This is a genomic window from Paenibacillus sp. Y916 (genome assembly GCF_056786435.1).
The window spans coordinates 78,934-95,769 of sequence record NZ_JBXCJA010000006.1 but is presented as its reverse complement, the minus strand read 5'-3'; the positions used below and the strand labels follow the sequence as shown (position 1 = coordinate 95,769).

The window sequence follows — 16,836 nt, the reverse complement described above, 5'->3', positions numbered from 1 at the left end:
TTCTTTAAATCTCATGCGATCATGTATAGAAAATAAAGGACATTTTTTTGAAAAACTGAACAGTACACGTTTAGAAATTGGCACAGGTATTCAAATAGATGCTTTGGAGAGCACTTCTTTCGTCTCCTGGTGAGATAGGTGTAAGTGAATAGTCCGATAGAAACGACTCTCACTACTTATACTCGCCTGAAGCGGGTAATATCAATAAAATTAGAGCATGCTATGAATGACATCTGGATCATTGATCTGTATTTGGTGTTCAAGTTGCAGCAGTTCAAGATCTATGGGTTCTTCTTCTATAAATCCGTTCTCGGACTCATATGAATATCGATGTTTGATGATAGCTTGGATTTTCTCTTCACTTTTCTCCAGTACCGCATGATGTAATTCTTTATTGAACAAGGCTTTTAATAATATAAATTGATTTAACTTCAACATTTTTATCATCCTCTCTAAATTAAGCTTACTTGGCTAATCAAATACAATCTAAAAAAAGAAGATCCAGCATACTCGCTAGACCTTCTATATTCCCCATACGGGTATTTTATTATGGTATATCCTCTACCCGCTCATATACACCTGTAAAGGTCTTCATGTGGGAATTGTTATCTTTGATGTATTCACTAACATTTTTATCGATCTGGTCCATGATTTCTTTATATGTGTGGGAACCGTAATTTGATAGCCATCAGCGATTAACTCAGCTACAACGTATAGAAGAACGTGTACTCTCAATCATCATTTGTGTATTGTGTCCTAATCGAACGGCTCCGGTCACGGTTTAGATAATGAAAAATATAGAATCCACTGAAAAAGAAAAGAAGCAGGTTAAGTAACCCGCTTCCTCCGGTGGAATATTATAGTTCAACTTTTGCTCTTCGTAACTGAGGCTTATAGAGCGTATTCATTGTCGATGTCGATTTAGAAAGGACATGCACCCGAATCGCAGGTCTCTTATTGGCTCTCAAGCGATTCCGTAAATGACCGATGTAGATCTGGTTGGGATCCATTGGATCAAATTTACGTTTTACTGCCTTTTCGATATCGGCAACCTCTCGCGCAAAGTCTACTGCATTGGGTTCAAAACCCCAAGTTCTGCGTAGAACCCTGTAATGCTTAAGAAGAACCTCTTTCGCTTTTATCTCTGTATAGCCAAGTTCCTGCAGCTCATTCATAACTGCGCGAATGTATGGTTTATTCAACATGTGAGTATTGGTCTTGTTCGCCATAGTATTGGTATTGTCCATGATATGAGTAATGTTCTTATTCATCATCTGAGTATTGGTCTTGTTCGTCATAGAAATCCCACTCCTTCTTGTAATTGGTGGAATTGTTGATTTGGCCACTGAATTTTGCGAGATCTAATTTGTAGTATCCCTCAAAATGGAGGATTTGATTCAAACGTTCGTCAAAAAAGGCGATCTGGTCACCAAGTTCTAACCCGAGGAGACGATTCCCATCCGTGGAGCGGGTAATGTTCTCCCCAAACCACTGTATATGCTCCTGGTTATCAAGTGATTTCCCACTTTGAATGAATTCTTCGATGACATCACCAGTATCATTGTCAGCCATCGAACCACATACAATCTGCGGATGGGGCATGTCTCCCCTTTGATTGCAAAGGCAGTTATCGAGTGAACTGTCAAACCTATGATTTAATACGAATTCCACCCAATCGATACTCTCTCCACGAAAATCCTTAACCGAGATATCGTCGTTATACCGTTGCGGGTATATACGAATCTTGGCTACAGCGGGAATTTCGTCTTTAGAAATTGTTACAGCGCCCGCTTTAATTTTACGGATAAGCTTGCCGACAGGCCAAGTCATTGCCTGCTTCAGGTCAATGGTGGTATATAATCCTGTACCAAAGTCTCTGTTTCGGCTCTCACCTAAGAAGTCAAAGTTAATTAACTTCGTTTTAAGCCCGCCTGCGATAGCCCCCATCGTAGTACCGTGGTACACAACGTCTGGTAGGCGAAGTGAAGTTGTAAAAGTAGCCATAAAACCCTCCTACTTAATTATATCATACATTGGATAATTTTCACGCACAATTAAGCATAAAGAGCAAACGAAAGCGGTCTGCTTTTCATGTCATTAGGATTTATGATCCGTAGTCAACCAGTTCCGTCCATCGCTGCAACTTTTCGTGGTATTCGAAAAAGTCACACGCGATGTCGAGAAAAAATTGCTTGTTCATGCGCAGATCATCCTCATTGTAGTTCTTAGCCGTGAGATTGGCGATGACCTGTTCTTTTGTCAGAAGCGGAACATCCGGGTCGAACTTACCGGTGACCTTGATAAGGAGATCATTTTCCGGCTCATGGCCTACCACCTCATAGACGATATCCATCAAGCACGCCGCACCGGTCAGACGCTCACTGAGTTCATCATTAAAGTTCTCATCATCGCAACAAAGTACCGTAGATAGGGGAACTCGGATCAAGCCCTGTATAACCCCTTCTGTGGCGTTCTTAGAGGCTTCGAAAGCGGTAATTTCTTTCCGCACACGGTTGGTGATCGCACGATCGTCGCCGGAGATGTCACTAACATCAACAATGATCTCCTTATCTCCCTTACGCTGCGTCACATAGATTGAAAGGGTCCTTTCAAACTCTACACTTCCCCAGGACGGTTCAGCGCTATTCCAGCAGAAGCCAACTTCTTGACTTCTCTCAATTACCGCGACTGTGTGATACGCATCAAGATCGGGACCAAATTTGAATTCCAATTCCTGCTCGAAAATGAACTCGATTATCGCTTCATCGTCCTTTGCTTCGCAGGCACTGCTAATCAGGTCACCGAGTGTTCCATCGGATTCGTAACCCCTTACTTCCTCTTTATCCACTTTAGCGAATGCTGAGATAACATCATCGTTCTCCTCCATCAAGGCTTCGATGAAAGATTTCCGATTAATCATGTTGATTTGTCCTGCCATTCTTTACCATCTCCATTTCGATCAATTTTGGGTTGTTTTGGGTAAAAAAAGAGCCCTATCAACGACCAATAGTAAACCCAAATAGGGAATTCACAATTAGTCGCTCATAGGGCGCTTCTTACAGCATAATACTCTCTTTAGTCGCGTGACAGAGAGCTAAGAATAAAAATGAGTAAAAATATGTATATATCATAGCATTCGAATGGAAAAATGAAAAGAAGCGGGTGTAGTATCCCGCTTCCGTAAGTCTAATTAGTTATGAGTGACCTGTGTACTTTTCTTGTGAAGCTTCACGAAAGCTTTCATGTCGGCGTCTGCTTCTGCCCGCTGATCGCCTGGGATTGGTAATGCCAATATCCCGTCATCAATTCGTCTATAAGCCGGGCGAACTCTCACACGGAATGGAACACGTCCTAAAACTAGAGGATTTGTTTTTCGCATGAGTATCAACTCCCTTATCTATAGTATAACCCAACTAGCTATTACCTTCACGTAGAGCCGTAACCCCTCCAAATGACTGTCTATTTCAATCATTATACTGTAAGGACGATTTGTTAAGCATATGAACATTCATGTTGATGATCCCAAGAAAACAGAAGTACTTCCTCAGACGCCAGCAAGTAACGGAGTTCAACTTTTATCACTCTGCTTTACTACTCGACAGAAGCGGGTATATGTGAATACCCGCTCCCTTGCATTCATCCCTATGACACTAATTGTTTATGTCATTCTTCATTCTCTTTGCTATCACTACATAAATCTATGAATTTCTTTTCTCGTTAACCTGAGTATGTTACCAAAAGGTGATTTGCCGATGAAAACTGGCTTCCCTAAACCTTTAGGGAACTCTATTTTCTCAACTCTGCCAATACCCTTTCCACCGTCGTGTGTAAAATATTCAAAAGCTTTGCCCATATACTTCATAATCGACACTCCCTCAACTTTCATTAACCTGCTTTATTACTTGGCAGAAGCGGGTTCTTTACGTTACAACCCGCTTCTGCACAGCCACATTGTTCTCTAACGCCATATCCCTAATAAATCGCTCAGTCCATCGCTCACTCCGGGTCATGACTGGTTTGCGCGTTGGAACGAATGAATCGGGTTGATCAAACAAATCGAATCGCTTAACCTTTTCACGGTGAAAACCTTCCAGGTCAAGCTGAACCAGACATTCCCGAATCGTACCCCTTATTGAATCGCTCCACGGTATAAACATACCGTCTTTCTCGTTATAGAAGAAGTAAGTGATCTGATACATGCCGGGTTGTTTCGCAGACATGCTTAATATCGCGCGGGACCGATTTCTCATGGGATTATAAAAATAATAGATGAGTCCAGTACTGTTGGTCATAGTACAATTCCAGACGGAATGATGACGGTTTCCAGCAGCTCAGCGTATAGAATGGAGTTGTCTCCTATAAGCGAGCGATACTGCCCCTCAGTCATTCGGGAAGGCTTACGCAATCCGGCCTTAGTCTGGCAGTAATGGAGAACTTGTTGGTACAAGTTCGCGGCGATTGTGTCCCGGTTAACAAGGTCATACCGACCCTTATAATTCTGGCCATCGCTAAACTCGATCTTGAAGTCCGTTTTGTTGTAGCTGCCATTATCAGGAGCCCAAAGTGCAAGCTTCTTAAGAATGGCGTCTGCTTCTCCCCAAGAATGGGTTTCAAATAGGCGTCCTATAAGGTGTGAATGGCCTTCTACTGGTGAAATCGTTATTCGGGTAACCCTTACAGGATCCACGGAAGCGGGAGACAAAGATTGAACCGTCACGGTACTGTTAGTCATAAAATATTCCTCCTTTAATTTATGGTTATTAAAAAACAATAGAGCACCCTTCCGCTTTGAAGGTGCCCTACTGGTATTTTTAAGGATGCAGGGTTACTGCACTGCCGTTTTGCTCACGTCTTCGTCGTAGAAAGTGAGATCTTCACTGATGTTTCCATCATTATCGATCATGACCCATGTACAGCCGCGAGCATCTGCAAATTCCAGAACGCGCTCCAGATCAGCCGGCAAATCGAACTCATAGGGGACAATCGGGAAAAAGAAGCCGATTTCATCTTTAGTGTAAACATTAAATCCCCCGTCGTTGTATGCCTGCTGACCGAGGTACTCGAGCGTGTCGGATGTGAGATGACCGGTCGAGAGCTCTAGCATCTTGTAAACCACATCATTGCGGACGGTGAGGAACTCTTTCGCGTAATAATCCGATCCGTCCAGTGTCATGTAGCAATTACCTCTGGCATCATGAGAGTACTTTACCGAAAAAGCTTTGCCGTCAGCGTCTACTCCTTCTACTCGATTCTCTTTCCATGAACTCACCTTAATACCACTTGAATGTGTAAGCATAAATCTTCCTCCTCAATCATTTTGGGATGTTTTGGACACAAAAAAAGAGTCATATCAATGACCAATAGAAAACTCGAATAAGGAATTGACCCTACTCTTAAATGACTGGGATATGATTTCCGCGATCTAATATTTCAAATGCACCTGGAAGGTTGTTTCCTACTTCCTCCCAATTTTCACACTTCGGACACTCAATCTCCCAATCATCGTTGGGAAGATAGTTCTTTTGTCGGTCATACAAAAACTCATGTTGGCATTGTTCTTGTTTACACTTCAACTTAAACATATCATTCATTACGGTCATACTTAACATCTCCTCCTCGAAATGAGTTATTGGGTTGTTTTGGACACAAAAAAAGCCCTATCAACGACCAATAGAAAACCCGAATTGGGAGTTCACAATTAGTCGCTCATAGGGCGCTTCTTACAACATAATACTCTCTTGAGTCGCGTGACAGAGAGCGGTGAAAAAATTGAGTTAAATTATGTATGTATCATATCACTCGAATGGAAAAATGAAAAGAAGCGGGTATGGTCTCCCGCTTGCCTGCTAGAAATGAATGGTTGGATCTTCATCCGGCTTGTCAATCTCAAGTTGATAGGTGATATCCGGAGAAAAGCTTTGGATCGGCATCTGAATCGGCATATCCTTTTGATCGACATTAAACAATGCGTAGTTAAGGTAGGTGGGATGGTTTTTATGGACCCCCTCATACATCACCCCGTCGTATCCAATATGACTGCAGCAGGTGCCGATGTAATTGGGAAAGAGATAGGCTTTCTTCAGCGGGTTGGATTCCTCATTAGGTTCGTTGAAAAATCCACGGAATTGCTGATCAAAATTACCGATATCGAATAAACGGAACACCCGCTTCGTCTTAAACTCAGCGACATCAATGAATTCATCCGGAGCGGGATGAAGTTCGTAAGGTATTGCTGTTAAGCTATCTGTTACATATAGGACGGGAACGCCGATCGTATTATAACGGCCATGCTGCGGTTTCCCTTGAGGCGGAGCCCACATATTTTTTTTAGGATAAGGACCGGACTCATCCTTCCTCCTTGGCCGCCCTCTGAAGAGTGTTGTCATTACGGGCACGCTCGCATACTCGCCGGCATCAAAGTGAGCCTTCAGTGCACTATAGATTCTGACGCCTGTATCGTGTTTAAAGGCGAGCATAGGATGTTCCATCAAGAGGACACGGAAATCGATCATGTCCTCATAAGTGAGCGTTATGCCGTACTGATGGGTGAACGAAAGAAAGTCTTCAACGTCAAAACCCCATAACCGGTCCATGTCCTCTCGGGTATATATATCCTCGTATTTGCCAAACACTCCGCCTTCAGGATTGTGACGCTGGTGCCTACCCTCTCGCCCATACCCACAAGGGCATTGTATCAGCTGTGTAAACCGATCCAATTGCTCTTCCGGCACGCCTTGAACGTAAAGGAATTCCTCAACGCTGTTTGCATCCTCCAATGTCATGGGGGAACTTCGGTCATCCGGATCATCGTTGAACACATGGACTAAATGAGCTCGTTCATTTCCTTCACAGTGCTCGCAACCGCCGATATCTTTGGAGATGTGATCCGCTAGTTCCACGAGCGTCTCCTCGGTGATGGTGAGGGATAAGTAATCACCGCCCTCTTGTATCGTCGTATTACAAGATTCACAGAAAAGCGATTCGGGGGCCACCTGTTCTTGGATGCTACCGTGTTCCTGGAGAGACATGCCATATATACGGAATAACATGGTTAAATTATCATAGCAGCCCAGGCAATAAGATTGATCATCGATATCAATATCTGAAAGGCACATCACTCTTTCCTCCTTCAAATTCATATTCATTTTTCGAGGAAGCGGGGGCCTGCTTCCTTTATTCTCCTTTTATGATGCGACAATCGTGGCTTATGGTCAAGCCCGAGAGTATTGCGGCAATAACTCACGCAATTTCTAGGGGTATAAGCGTAATTAACTGGTAGCAGACATTTCCTCGCTGAAGAGACTACTACACTAAAGCGGGTATATGAAGGTTCTTTTGACTCTAGAGCCTTCCAAAAATAAAAGAATAAGCAGATCCAATAGGACCCGCTTTATATTTATTACAATTACTTATCTTCCTTGTAGTCGATCGTGCTTCGATAGCTAGGTTTGCATTTATTATTCGATGTATCATCTGGAAAGAAATGATTGAGGTGAAAAATGATTTAAAGTCACAAAAATACATTCAATATGCTCAAAAATGCGACATTTCACTTTATGTGGACAACAAAAGTCCATATTAGGTGATATAAACTACTCATTTCTAGTATTTTAAATGTCTTTTGGGTATTTTCTGTACTACTGCCTACTGAATGGACTGTATCCACGATCTTATTTACTCTCCATAAGGGGAAACGTTTGTGACTGGCTCTGTGCAGACCCATTCTACACATTTTGTAGACTTACTGGAGCGGGAAACTCGTGTGGTGTATAGGATTTTAAGAGGTATACATTAAAGTATAATTAAGTATACATAAAAGGGGAGTTGTCGAGGTAATAAGAACATGCATCATTTAATAGGATAGTATATACAGCTGTATCTATTGCAGGCCCTTTATATCTGTTACATGTAGAAAATGACTACAACCGCCAATATATCCGAACTGCTAGGATAAAGGCGGTTGTAATAGTTATTCTTATAGGACTAATACCTGTAATGTTAATCTATTCAAATATGTCTTATTAGTTTACAGGACACCAATGGAGAACCACTGAATATTCCCATAGATTCCATTCGATATAACTTAATTCATCGTCTATGTCTGATTTAAGTAAACTTCACTATTTTTAAAATCAACAGCTTAAAAATATACTGCATCCTCTCTCTTTTCTACAAACTCAACATTTTCGTATTTACCTAATGATTCAATATGAACTTTTAATGCTTGAATTGTGTAATCCATGTTTTTCCTCCGCCCTATAATAGTTCAACAGACACTTACATCTACTATTGAGTTGAAGAACTGCTCTTTGGAGAGTTCAAATCGATATAACTCACGGTCTTCATCCAAATAGTCATCATCTACGCTGGCACCCATATGATCCCAAAATCCGCGATTTCTATCGTTGGTTTCACCAATGATTTTTTGGATATCTAATTCATTAAAGATTGCTTTGACTATACGCTTACCGCATCCGATATTTTTAATGAATGCATTTAGGTAGTCAATATAAAATTCACCGGAGGATAGAACAGAAGAATTATTACTGGACTCTCCAATAAACAAACCGAGTACAAGATCTCTTAGCAACACTTCATGAACAGTCTGCCCATCTTCATTTACTTTAATTGTTATTGTAATAGGGTCATTTAACTCGATTGTTAATGGATCTACTCCACCAGTATCTATCAATCGTATACATTCTTCATCGATCATTGCTAACAAGTCAGTTCTATTAGCTGATGCAGCAGTTTCCTTTAGATTCATCAGAGAATCCAGAGTTTGGTCAAACGAAGAGATTCCAGACTTACGATTGTGTACTATTTGTCTAAATTCTATGTTTATTAAAAACTCAAATGCACGATTTTCCATAATATAAAAACCTCCTGAATTTATATACCTCGGCTATGACGAGATATTATTATATTTACCTGTTCGTTTGATAAGTAATGAAGCGGGTCTTATAAAACCCGCTTCAGAACATTATATAGGAATCCTAACACTAGTAGACAAGTTTCATGCTAGTAGTCGTACGAATAATTGTGCCTCGCTGTGAATAGTGATATAACCCGATAAAGTAAGACTGAAATAGGAGCGGGAATGATGCTTCAGCGATTTTCGTTATAATTTAATTGCTTAAGCGACGTATACGTTCTACAGTACCATCATAGTTATCAGAAAAAACTAGCGCCTCTACCCAATGGTTCATACCACCGGAATAATCCTTCATGTGTTTGATTGAACGATACATTACACGATTACCCATAGACTGGCTTATCGTTACATATACACCTTTACCATCTTCCCAAAGACCCATTAGCAAAGCATCTCCACTAACAGCTATTCCACCTGGGTTAAAGGACACCTTGGACTCTTTCAAATTAAGGTCCTTAGCTAGTTGTTTTAAAGCAGCAGTACTACTTCGTTTAAATTGATTTTTTCCATCCAGATTATAGGATAGATCGGTACCGTACATGATTTTAGACATTTCCGTTAATTTCTTGTTTTGACTAGATACGTTTAACATTAGAATTCCTCCATTAATTAGATTTGGGTTGTTGGCGCAAACAAAATAGCACCTAACAAAGATTAAATAAAGGCACAAGGAGTTGTGCAATTAGTTAATTAATCACTGTTAGGTGCTTTCTTATCATAAGAAATCTCCCATGCGCATGCGGGGAGTAAATAGTTGTGTGAAAAAATAAATTATATGTATATGATATCACGTGACTTTACAAAAATACATATTGAATTATAAAAAGGTATGTTAATGATGAATGGCACTGTCTCCCCTATTCCCTTATAAGGGGAGTGTGGGAATTTGTATCGATACAAAAGAATAGGGAGTAACCTGTTCACGTTAGTAGACACCTTAACGTGCCTACCAACGTGAACAGGAGTGAAATGAAATCGGATAATTAGCGGTCACTTCAATGTGGCTACCAACAATCTTCTTTTATCTCTGAGTGAAGCGGGAAAAACATTAAATCATTGTAGTCATGTTAACGTGACTACAAAACAAGAAAAAGGCCAAGGGAATCATCCCCTAGACCTTGCAACATAAAACATAAGTGGATTTGATCTTTTAACATTAATGATTTTGCCACTACGATCATACCAAAGATTATTGTATACATCATGCCACAATGCTTTCTCAAATAATTTAGTGAATTCTTCTTGATCATCACAACCTAAAAAATCAATAGAGTGAGGTTTTTTCTCAGAGAAAACTAAGACAGGAATAACTTCAATAGCATTAATTCTTTGCATAGATTTTATTTCTTTATATTTGCGTCCAAAGTCAATGGCTTTACAAATCCCACCTGTTTCATATTCATCATACTTAACGTAAAGGTAGATTTGGTTCTGCTGATCTATTTGAGTCACAGTGAAAGATGGTTCCCAACCTAGACTCATTACTTCACCTGGATAAAGATAACAAAAACCTGAGAATGAAGCGGGGTTAATTCCTGGAGAAGGTTTTGGTTGGCCAATAAATCTATAATCTTCTAAAAGTGGTCTCAAATTATTACTTAATTTCTTCTTTAATAAATCTTCTTCATAAATGTGAGATAAGATTAAACTCTCAAGTGTTTCTATATTGCCGACATAAAGATTAAGAAAAGTCCCCCATGAACCAATTGTGTTTAAAAAATTCTTTTGTAGGTTGGCCCATCTTGACCAAAGACTTTGTTTAGCTGTAGTAACAAAAAAAATAGCATCTGGTACTGTTTGACTTAGTCTTGATCGATCTATGTCCTGACCCATATAGTTCAAAAATAGATTGTACTTAGAAAATTTCTCTGCAAGAAAAGACCCACGCTCTGTACCCATATCAAATTCAACCCAACAGTGAAATTTCTTTTTTCCATTTGCATCTTTAATTATAAATTCTCCATCAGGTCTAAATATCTTATCTACGTCCCTCTTACTTTCGATGTCGGGAGTTGTGAATTCTACAGAAGAGTATCGATTATCAATGAAATCATATTGATAATTATGCTTAATTGTTAGCAACTTCATTAACACATTAAAATCTATACCTAAATTGTGATGTTTTAGGAGTCTTTCTTTTGGAGGTCTGTATAATTCATAGGGAAAGTACCCATGATCTCCATCCCATCCTGTTCTGTGGAAGCCTTTGATCTCTGGAATGTCTAAAAGATTGTACGCAACAGATAAACCTTCGTCAGACAAAGTATACATACGTGAATCATTTTCAGGATGCCTTCCAGCAATCATGACTAGACCCGTTTTTTGTAATCTAGCGATTTCATTCCACAAATGTCTTACTTTAGGCAGCCTTAATTGTTCTCTTGAATAATGTGGGAATGTTAAGGGTATTTCGGTAGGGTCAATTAGGAAATACAGTTGATATACATTAAGGCTTCGGTATTGAAATAATATGTTAATGATTTTCTCTTTTGTTGGTGAGATTTTATATAGGTTTTTTAAGTCCATATTTTGGTGATCAGTCCTTTCTAAATCTCTCATGTATCTCAGACATATTTACTCACACCTTGAACCTCGACCTCTGGGTCACAAACTCGACTAGTCTGAGAGTATCAAAGAAAACTGATAACCGGCAAGGCTTTTGTCGACCTTTTATAATTAGTTGAGTTTGTGACTGTGTATGTGACTACTTATGTGACTCATCCTGTGATCGAATCACAGGAGCAGTCACATGGTTAATCACACATGAAGTCACTAAATCGACATGAAAAATTAATGATCTTTAGCGTGTTGTATTTCCTGTAAAAATGATCGTCAATTCAGAGATTATAAAGAGGTATAAATCATCTGATGCTATTCTATATAACTGAAAGCTAAATCAAATGAACGTAGGAATGATAGATAGCCATGATTTAATGAACTTCTTACACGTTGTGCTTTGTAAATAACAATTTAAACATCACCATATTATTTTATATGGTTGGAGATGTTAGAAACCATCAAATTTCTATGTGAGTATAATTAATGAATAACTAAGTATACTTTTAGATAACGCTTATTTAATAAGCTTTTATTAAATCATTTACGATGTCCCTCCTATTTTTCATATTGATATATATATAAAATGAATGAATATAACTAATTATTAGTTAATTAGAAGTATAATTAATTATACTTTCATTGAATGCTATAGAATTCCCCTATGTTTATTAGGTTCTATAGTGTATACTCAAAGTATAACTAATGTATACTTTAAGTGTGTGTTATCTATTTAGGAGGTGCTGAAGTGTATGAGCGAATATATGACGATATTCATTACAAATCATTTTTAGACAAATTATCAGTTTGCCAAATTAATGTTTTATCTATTATTTCTAACACATTAGAAATATCACAAAAAGATATCATTGATGAATTGAAAACTGAATACTCAAAGGTTCCTATAGTTGCTGCGATTGAATCTCTTCACTTTGCAGGACTAATCGCATTTCGTTACGTAAGAAAAAACAATAGAAGAAAACATGCATATTATCTAACCAAGGATGGTCTTGAATTTAGTGATTATGCAAACAAACAAAATATTGAGGAGGAATAAATATGGGGATCTCAAATAGTAAAGTACTTAGCTATATGAATGACAATGGATTAATAAATGAACTTTCTTTAAAGATTGGAGTAATTGGTGCAGGACAAAAAGGTAATAAGGATGCTGACATCTTTGCTGGATATACCTACGATGATGGCACTAAATGTTATCCTAGTCTCGCGGTTAATTTTGCGAAAAATGATATGATTCATCTTAAACATATACCTGAAGAAGATCGACTTCATTTTGAAGGTTTAGCGGGAGCAGCTCGTACCCCTTCTCTAGTGATTGAAATGTTTGATCCTAAAATTAATGAATCTGCGAATGATATGCGAAATCAATTGATTGATGCAATGGAAAGAAAGTTTAGTGAAGTGGATCATTTAATCATCTGTGCGGGTGCAGGTGGCGGAGTTGGAACTGGTTTTATATCGCTTGTAATAAATCTTGTTCAAGAAGAATTCTTCCCTGTTCCTATAACTTTCTTGATCTCTCTTCCCTTTGATGATCCAACCGAAATGTCTAACTCTATTCTACTAATGTCGGAACTTAATGATTTTGTTAAGCTCCAAAACGATTTATTTGAACCAGGTGATATTAAACCTGTAGGAAGCATTTTTTTAACTGATAATAAAAAGATGTATAATACTTTCTCTGTTCAAAAAGGAAATCGATTAAATCAGGACAAACTTATTTCGTGGAAAGATGAAGGTAATGATGCAATTATTAGTACAATTCATGAAGCTAATGTGATACCGGCGAATTTTGGTAGTGATAATGTTACATATGATCCTTCTGACTTTGTTAAGTTGGTTCAAACTTCGGGTGGTTTTATTAGTATTCATAAGGCGCAAATTGATGCTCCCTTTGATAATGATGTTCTTAAAGCTAAGATGACAAACAGCATAACTCGTGGTTATTTTGCATGTGATCATAATTACGATACTGCTACTATGTACGGTGGGTTTGTAATTCGACCAAGGAGTGCATCTTCTTTTAAAGATGTAAAAACTGAACAAACGATTAAAAGTGTGGTATCCGAGTTCAGCTCAACTGCTCAAGGGAAATATGGAGATCCAATATGGGATGCGGACTATGCCGTTGTCTATACCATGTTTTCAGGTATGATAATGCCGAACAGAGTGGTGGAACTTAATGAGGAACATACTATAATGAAACAAAATCAACTGGAAGCAAAAACAAGTAAGGAAATTACAGTGGATTTGTCCAATGTAATTGATAGTGTTCGTAAAAATTCATTCAAACTATATGATAAGAAGCCAGCTAATAAATTTGGTTCAAAATCAAATGAAAATGTCACTTCTGTCTTTAGTAGAAATACTACTGATAATCTTGAAGAGAATGTAACTAGAACAACTGGTGATTCAAGTTCAAAAGCCGGAAGTGTTTGGGCAAAAATGAAAGAAAAAAAGAATTTAGAAAAATAGAATTTAAACTACGTAAATCTATTATCTGATGTGTTAGCAATATTATTATATATTTATAAAATATAAAAACCGAAATCCACATATATAATGTAGGATTTCGGTTTTTTTATAGTGAATATCACAATAATGCTCCTAACTATCATGGTCCGTTAGGCCTGAAATAAACATATCCTTTGTAAGTCACTTCATGATATCCTGACCCATCACTACTAATAATGGTGTAATAAGTGCTATTCATTTGAAGCGATCCAGAGAAACGGCCGACTGGGAAGTAAGTTATATAAAAATAAGTAGAAGGTACAGTAGAATTACTCTCTCCCTTGCCAAAATGAATAAGTCTTATAGTTTCCACATACTTTGGAGATGTATCATAGAAGTTATTCACTTTTTGTTCTACATCTGCTGCGGATACTGGAGATACTGGCAATACTGAAATAATAGTAATCAAAAAAGTTAATACGAAAACAATAAGTGATTTCCTATTATGTTTTAGTTTCAATTTAATCACCTCCTTTCCCTCTTATAACATACATAATTTCCAAATATATCAATATAATATTTAAATATAGTAAATACTTTCAATTATTCAGACAAAGGAATTGAGGGAAAGAGAAGAATATTAAATAAGCCTAAGATGTGATCCCTTTACCAGTGGATCTCCCGCGTACTGTCCTTTGGTATATAGGGGAAAAATTGAACTTCGATGCCTGTTACGTTCGTTTGATGCTTCTTTCCGACAAGCGGCACAAATTCACTGATTATGGGGAATGATGATTTCCTGCTCACCCTACTTGCTCACGATACTTTTATTGCTCTTTCCATTACGGGTACACGTCGTTTGCTAATACTGCATATCATGCTTCTGGTAGCATAAATGAGCATTCATCTCACCTTCCTGCATCTCTTGCACCTTCGCAGCAAACAACTCTTTCAATGCATCTTGAGCATCCTGTGCTAACACCAGCTGATTCTCATTAATAAACGTAATTGGTTTCGTCCATAATCCCATGGCTGTCTTATACTATTATTTTATTAGTTTTGGAGTTGTATGGAGAAAAGAAGTATTGACTGGATTTCTATTTTCCACGCGGATTTTCGAGTTGCCGTACCATCAGACTCTTTAAAATTAGTTTTAGGGAGCCTTGAAGTTGAAACAGTGACTTCCAACTAAACATACCTATGAAGCTTGACGTTACATGGAACCCACTAATTAAATGGATTCCACTTTCCTCTTTGATTTCACGAATTGCGCCATCAATCAGATTTTCTCCAACTTCAGTTATCCAACCAAGATACACCCAACCATCGTGTGATTGTTTGATCGCACAGAACATATTTATCTTGTACTATTTCTAATCAATGGAATAAATCATGTGTAGTTTTGAATAACAGTCACCTATTTCATATTAATATCATAAAGTTTAATCCTTTCTGATTTTAAACAGAAAAATAGACGATAATTTCTTATCGCCTAAATACCCATTTATTATTTTTGTTCTCTAAGTAGATGAACTAGTTCGGGATATTCCTTTTTAAGCAACAATCGAACTGCTTCATTTACAAAGCGATATCTAAACCCTGTATCGTCACCGGCTAGCATATCAATGATTTCTATAATTTCCTTTTCCATGTAATACGATCTTGACGCATGTGTATCAACCAATCGTTCTTTTTTATAACGATTTGGTTTGTTTTTAACATGGTTAAGCAGTGATGGATCAATTAGTTGTTGATCTTGTTTTTTGATAGTCTTTTGATTAAATGCTTGTTCTCTAGCCAATATGTCTGATTCCAGCTTTTGATATCTAATTTCAAGATTATTTAATGTGTGATCTGCGGGTGGAACGCCTCCTCCTTCAGTGCTATCAGAAATAGTCTCAGAACTGATTATAGTGGCTTCAGAGGTCTTAGGAATCTGTTTATTTATGTTAGCATTTGATGGCGCGGATATTTCTAACGGTTCTACAATATCGTTTGGTTTATCGTTCGGTTCAAGGATTGGATCTACTAACATTTGTAAAGTACCCTTGCGACCTCTTGTTGGTCCATTTATTTTTTCTTTGTAATCATCCTTGTTTGACAACTTCCATCAACTCCTTGTAAAACGGATCATACTGATTTAGGACTTTTTTGATATCTTTATTGTTTTCAAATCCAAGTAAAGGTAGTCTCCCAACATCAGCAGTCCTTTTTATGATTGTTTTATAGACATATCGAGGATATTTTTCTTCAACAGCTTCGGAATAAGCTTGATTATCATTTCTTCTCATATCTATCATACTCCGTAGGATACCTGCTATTTTGAGATTCGGATTCAGTTTTTCTTTTACATATTCTATAACCTCTATATAAGCTTCCAATGATGAATAACTAAACTTACTTGTTTCAAACGGGATAATTACATAATCAGATGCGGCCAATGCGCATATGCATATTTCACCTAGAGCTGGTGGACAATCAATGATAATATAATCGTATAAGTGTGTTATTTTATCTAGTGCATTTTTCAATGTGAAATGATATTGTCCTTTAAGTTTGGAATAAAAATGTGCACCTAGTGTGTTTATGTTTGGACTTCCCGCCAAAATATGTAGGTTATCATTAATTATTGAAATACAAGTCATAGCTTCTTCATTTTGAACTGCTCTATGAATCGTATTTTCCCCAAATTCAAAAATATCATCAATGCCAGTTAAGAGTTGAGTTAAATTACCTTGACCGTCGGCATCTACAGCTAAAACTTTATATTCTTGACTTAACATGTGTGAAAGAATGCTGGCTGTCGTTGATTTTCCAGAACCGCCTTTTATAATTCCAACAGAGATTGTTACTGCCATTAAATACAGCCC

Annotated in this window: 20 protein-coding genes; 2 read left to right on the top strand and 18 right to left on the bottom strand. The window is 37.9% G+C overall.

Annotation, left to right across the window (positions count from 1 at the left end; translation table 11 throughout):
• Positions 1-210: 210 nt before the first annotated feature.
• From AC1TO9_RS14690 to AC1TO9_RS14625, 14 genes are all read right to left on the bottom strand, one after another.
• On the bottom strand, positions 211-438 hold the full coding sequence (locus tag AC1TO9_RS14690) for a hypothetical protein (RefSeq protein WP_482059607.1): 228 nt from the start codon (positions 436-438) through the stop codon (positions 211-213).
• A gap of 419 nt (positions 439-857) precedes the next feature.
• Complete coding sequence (locus AC1TO9_RS14685) at positions 858-1,298, bottom strand: hypothetical protein (protein ID WP_482059606.1); 441 nt, start codon at positions 1,296-1,298, stop codon at positions 858-860.
• Positions 1,264-2,004: a DUF3990 domain-containing protein gene (locus AC1TO9_RS14680; protein WP_482059605.1), complete on the bottom strand. Its 741-nt coding sequence runs from the start codon at positions 2,002-2,004 to the stop codon at positions 1,264-1,266. Before AC1TO9_RS14680 ends, AC1TO9_RS14685 begins: the two co-directional genes overlap by 35 nt.
• Before the next feature lie 100 nt (positions 2,005-2,104).
• Positions 2,105-2,938: a hypothetical protein gene (locus AC1TO9_RS14675; protein WP_482059604.1), complete on the bottom strand. Its 834-nt coding sequence runs from the start codon at positions 2,936-2,938 to the stop codon at positions 2,105-2,107.
• A 252-nt stretch (positions 2,939-3,190) separates the two neighbouring features.
• Positions 3,191-3,379: a hypothetical protein gene (locus AC1TO9_RS14670; protein WP_482059603.1), complete on the bottom strand. Its 189-nt coding sequence runs from the start codon at positions 3,377-3,379 to the stop codon at positions 3,191-3,193.
• 309 nt (positions 3,380-3,688) lie between these two features.
• A complete protein-coding gene (locus AC1TO9_RS14665) occupies positions 3,689-3,862 on the bottom strand; it encodes a hypothetical protein (protein WP_482059602.1) in 174 nt (57 codons plus the stop codon).
• Positions 3,863-3,920: 58 nt separating this feature from the next.
• Positions 3,921-4,220: a hypothetical protein gene (locus AC1TO9_RS14660; protein ID WP_482059601.1), complete on the bottom strand. Its 300-nt coding sequence runs from the start codon at positions 4,218-4,220 to the stop codon at positions 3,921-3,923.
• Positions 4,221-4,288: 68 nt separating this feature from the next.
• Positions 4,289-4,732: an LPD25 domain-containing protein gene (locus AC1TO9_RS14655; protein WP_482059600.1), complete on the bottom strand. Its 444-nt coding sequence runs from the start codon at positions 4,730-4,732 to the stop codon at positions 4,289-4,291.
• Positions 4,733-4,825: 93 nt separating this feature from the next.
• A complete protein-coding gene (locus AC1TO9_RS14650; RefSeq protein WP_482059599.1) occupies positions 4,826-5,296 on the bottom strand; it encodes a DUF5983 family protein in 471 nt (156 codons plus the stop codon).
• Between the two features lie 97 nt (positions 5,297-5,393).
• On the bottom strand, positions 5,394-5,600 hold the full coding sequence (locus AC1TO9_RS14645; protein ID WP_482059598.1) for a hypothetical protein: 207 nt from the start codon (positions 5,598-5,600) through the stop codon (positions 5,394-5,396).
• A gap of 246 nt (positions 5,601-5,846) precedes the next feature.
• Positions 5,847-7,145, bottom strand: a complete 1,299-nt coding sequence (locus AC1TO9_RS14640; protein WP_482059597.1) for an RES domain-containing protein — start codon at positions 7,143-7,145, stop codon at positions 5,847-5,849.
• Positions 7,146-8,266: 1,121 nt separating this feature from the next.
• Positions 8,267-8,872, bottom strand: coding sequence for a hypothetical protein (locus AC1TO9_RS14635; protein ID WP_482059596.1), 606 nt, complete (start codon positions 8,870-8,872; stop codon positions 8,267-8,269).
• Between the two features lie 256 nt (positions 8,873-9,128).
• Positions 9,129-9,527 carry a hypothetical protein gene (locus tag AC1TO9_RS14630; RefSeq protein WP_482059595.1) on the bottom strand — a complete coding sequence of 133 codons (399 nt, stop codon included), beginning with the start codon at positions 9,525-9,527 and terminating at the stop codon, positions 9,129-9,131.
• Between the two features lie 512 nt (positions 9,528-10,039).
• Complete coding sequence (locus AC1TO9_RS14625) at positions 10,040-11,494, bottom strand: hypothetical protein (protein WP_482059594.1); 1,455 nt, start codon at positions 11,492-11,494, stop codon at positions 10,040-10,042.
• Positions 11,495-12,239: 745 nt separating this feature from the next.
• On the opposite strand from AC1TO9_RS14625, the gene AC1TO9_RS14620 reads away from it, so the two are divergent.
• Together AC1TO9_RS14620 and AC1TO9_RS14615 are read left to right on the top strand one after the other, a co-directional pair.
• Entirely contained in the window at positions 12,240-12,548 is a 309-nt protein-coding gene (locus AC1TO9_RS14620) for a hypothetical protein (protein ID WP_482059593.1), read from the top strand.
• 2 nt (positions 12,549-12,550) lie between these two features.
• Positions 12,551-13,987, top strand: a complete 1,437-nt coding sequence (locus AC1TO9_RS14615) for an FtsZ/tubulin family protein (RefSeq protein ID WP_482059592.1) — start codon at positions 12,551-12,553, stop codon at positions 13,985-13,987.
• Positions 13,988-14,126: 139 nt separating this feature from the next.
• Here AC1TO9_RS14615 and AC1TO9_RS14610 read toward each other — a convergent pair whose 3' ends face one another.
• The 4 genes from AC1TO9_RS14610 to AC1TO9_RS14595 all read right to left on the bottom strand — a co-directional run bounded on the left by AC1TO9_RS14610 (position 14,127) and on the right by AC1TO9_RS14595 (position 16,824).
• Complete coding sequence (locus tag AC1TO9_RS14610) at positions 14,127-14,486, bottom strand: hypothetical protein (protein WP_482059591.1); 360 nt, start codon at positions 14,484-14,486, stop codon at positions 14,127-14,129.
• 342 nt (positions 14,487-14,828) lie between these two features.
• A complete protein-coding gene (locus AC1TO9_RS14605) occupies positions 14,829-14,996 on the bottom strand; it encodes a hypothetical protein (RefSeq protein ID WP_482059590.1) in 168 nt (55 codons plus the stop codon).
• A gap of 477 nt (positions 14,997-15,473) precedes the next feature.
• The gene (locus AC1TO9_RS14600; RefSeq protein ID WP_482059589.1) at positions 15,474-16,070 is read right to left on the bottom strand and encodes a hypothetical protein; all 597 of its coding nucleotides are present in this window, start codon (positions 16,068-16,070) and stop codon (positions 15,474-15,476) included.
• The gene (locus AC1TO9_RS14595) at positions 16,054-16,824 is read right to left on the bottom strand and encodes a ParA family protein (protein ID WP_482059588.1); all 771 of its coding nucleotides are present in this window, start codon (positions 16,822-16,824) and stop codon (positions 16,054-16,056) included. Before AC1TO9_RS14595 ends, AC1TO9_RS14600 begins: the two co-directional genes overlap by 17 nt.
• Positions 16,825-16,836: the final 12 nt, after the last annotated feature.

Excerpts from the sequence above, each read along its gene's own strand:
- AC1TO9_RS14690 (WP_482059607.1), bottom strand. The coding sequence starts at position 438 with ATGTTGAAGTTAAATCAATTTATATTATTAAAAGCCTTGTTCAATAAA.
- AC1TO9_RS14685 (WP_482059606.1), bottom strand. The coding sequence starts at position 1,298 with ATGACGAACAAGACCAATACTCAGATGATGAATAAGAACATTACTCAT.
- AC1TO9_RS14680 (WP_482059605.1), bottom strand. The coding sequence starts at position 2,004 with ATGGCTACTTTTACAACTTCACTTCGCCTACCAGACGTTGTGTACCAC.
- AC1TO9_RS14675 (WP_482059604.1), bottom strand. The coding sequence starts at position 2,938 with ATGGCAGGACAAATCAACATGATTAATCGGAAATCTTTCATCGAAGCC.
- AC1TO9_RS14670 (WP_482059603.1), bottom strand. The coding sequence starts at position 3,379 with ATGCGAAAAACAAATCCTCTAGTTTTAGGACGTGTTCCATTCCGTGTG.
- AC1TO9_RS14665 (WP_482059602.1), bottom strand. The coding sequence starts at position 3,862 with ATGAAGTATATGGGCAAAGCTTTTGAATATTTTACACACGACGGTGGA.
- AC1TO9_RS14660 (WP_482059601.1), bottom strand. The coding sequence starts at position 4,220 with ATGTCTGCGAAACAACCCGGCATGTATCAGATCACTTACTTCTTCTAT.
- AC1TO9_RS14655 (WP_482059600.1), bottom strand. The coding sequence starts at position 4,732 with ATGACTAACAGTACCGTGACGGTTCAATCTTTGTCTCCCGCTTCCGTG.
- AC1TO9_RS14650 (WP_482059599.1), bottom strand. The coding sequence starts at position 5,296 with ATGCTTACACATTCAAGTGGTATTAAGGTGAGTTCATGGAAAGAGAAT.
- AC1TO9_RS14645 (WP_482059598.1), bottom strand. The coding sequence starts at position 5,600 with ATGACCGTAATGAATGATATGTTTAAGTTGAAGTGTAAACAAGAACAA.
- AC1TO9_RS14640 (WP_482059597.1), bottom strand. The coding sequence starts at position 7,145 with ATGAATATGAATTTGAAGGAGGAAAGAGTGATGTGCCTTTCAGATATT.
- AC1TO9_RS14635 (WP_482059596.1), bottom strand. The coding sequence starts at position 8,872 with ATGGAAAATCGTGCATTTGAGTTTTTAATAAACATAGAATTTAGACAA.
- AC1TO9_RS14630 (WP_482059595.1), bottom strand. The coding sequence starts at position 9,527 with ATGTTAAACGTATCTAGTCAAAACAAGAAATTAACGGAAATGTCTAAA.
- AC1TO9_RS14625 (WP_482059594.1), bottom strand. The coding sequence starts at position 11,494 with ATGAGAGATTTAGAAAGGACTGATCACCAAAATATGGACTTAAAAAAC.
- AC1TO9_RS14615 (WP_482059592.1), top strand. The coding sequence starts at position 12,551 with ATGGGGATCTCAAATAGTAAAGTACTTAGCTATATGAATGACAATGGA.
- AC1TO9_RS14605 (WP_482059590.1), bottom strand. The coding sequence starts at position 14,996 with ATGGGATTATGGACGAAACCAATTACGTTTATTAATGAGAATCAGCTG.
- AC1TO9_RS14595 (WP_482059588.1), bottom strand. The coding sequence starts at position 16,824 with ATGGCAGTAACAATCTCTGTTGGAATTATAAAAGGCGGTTCTGGAAAA.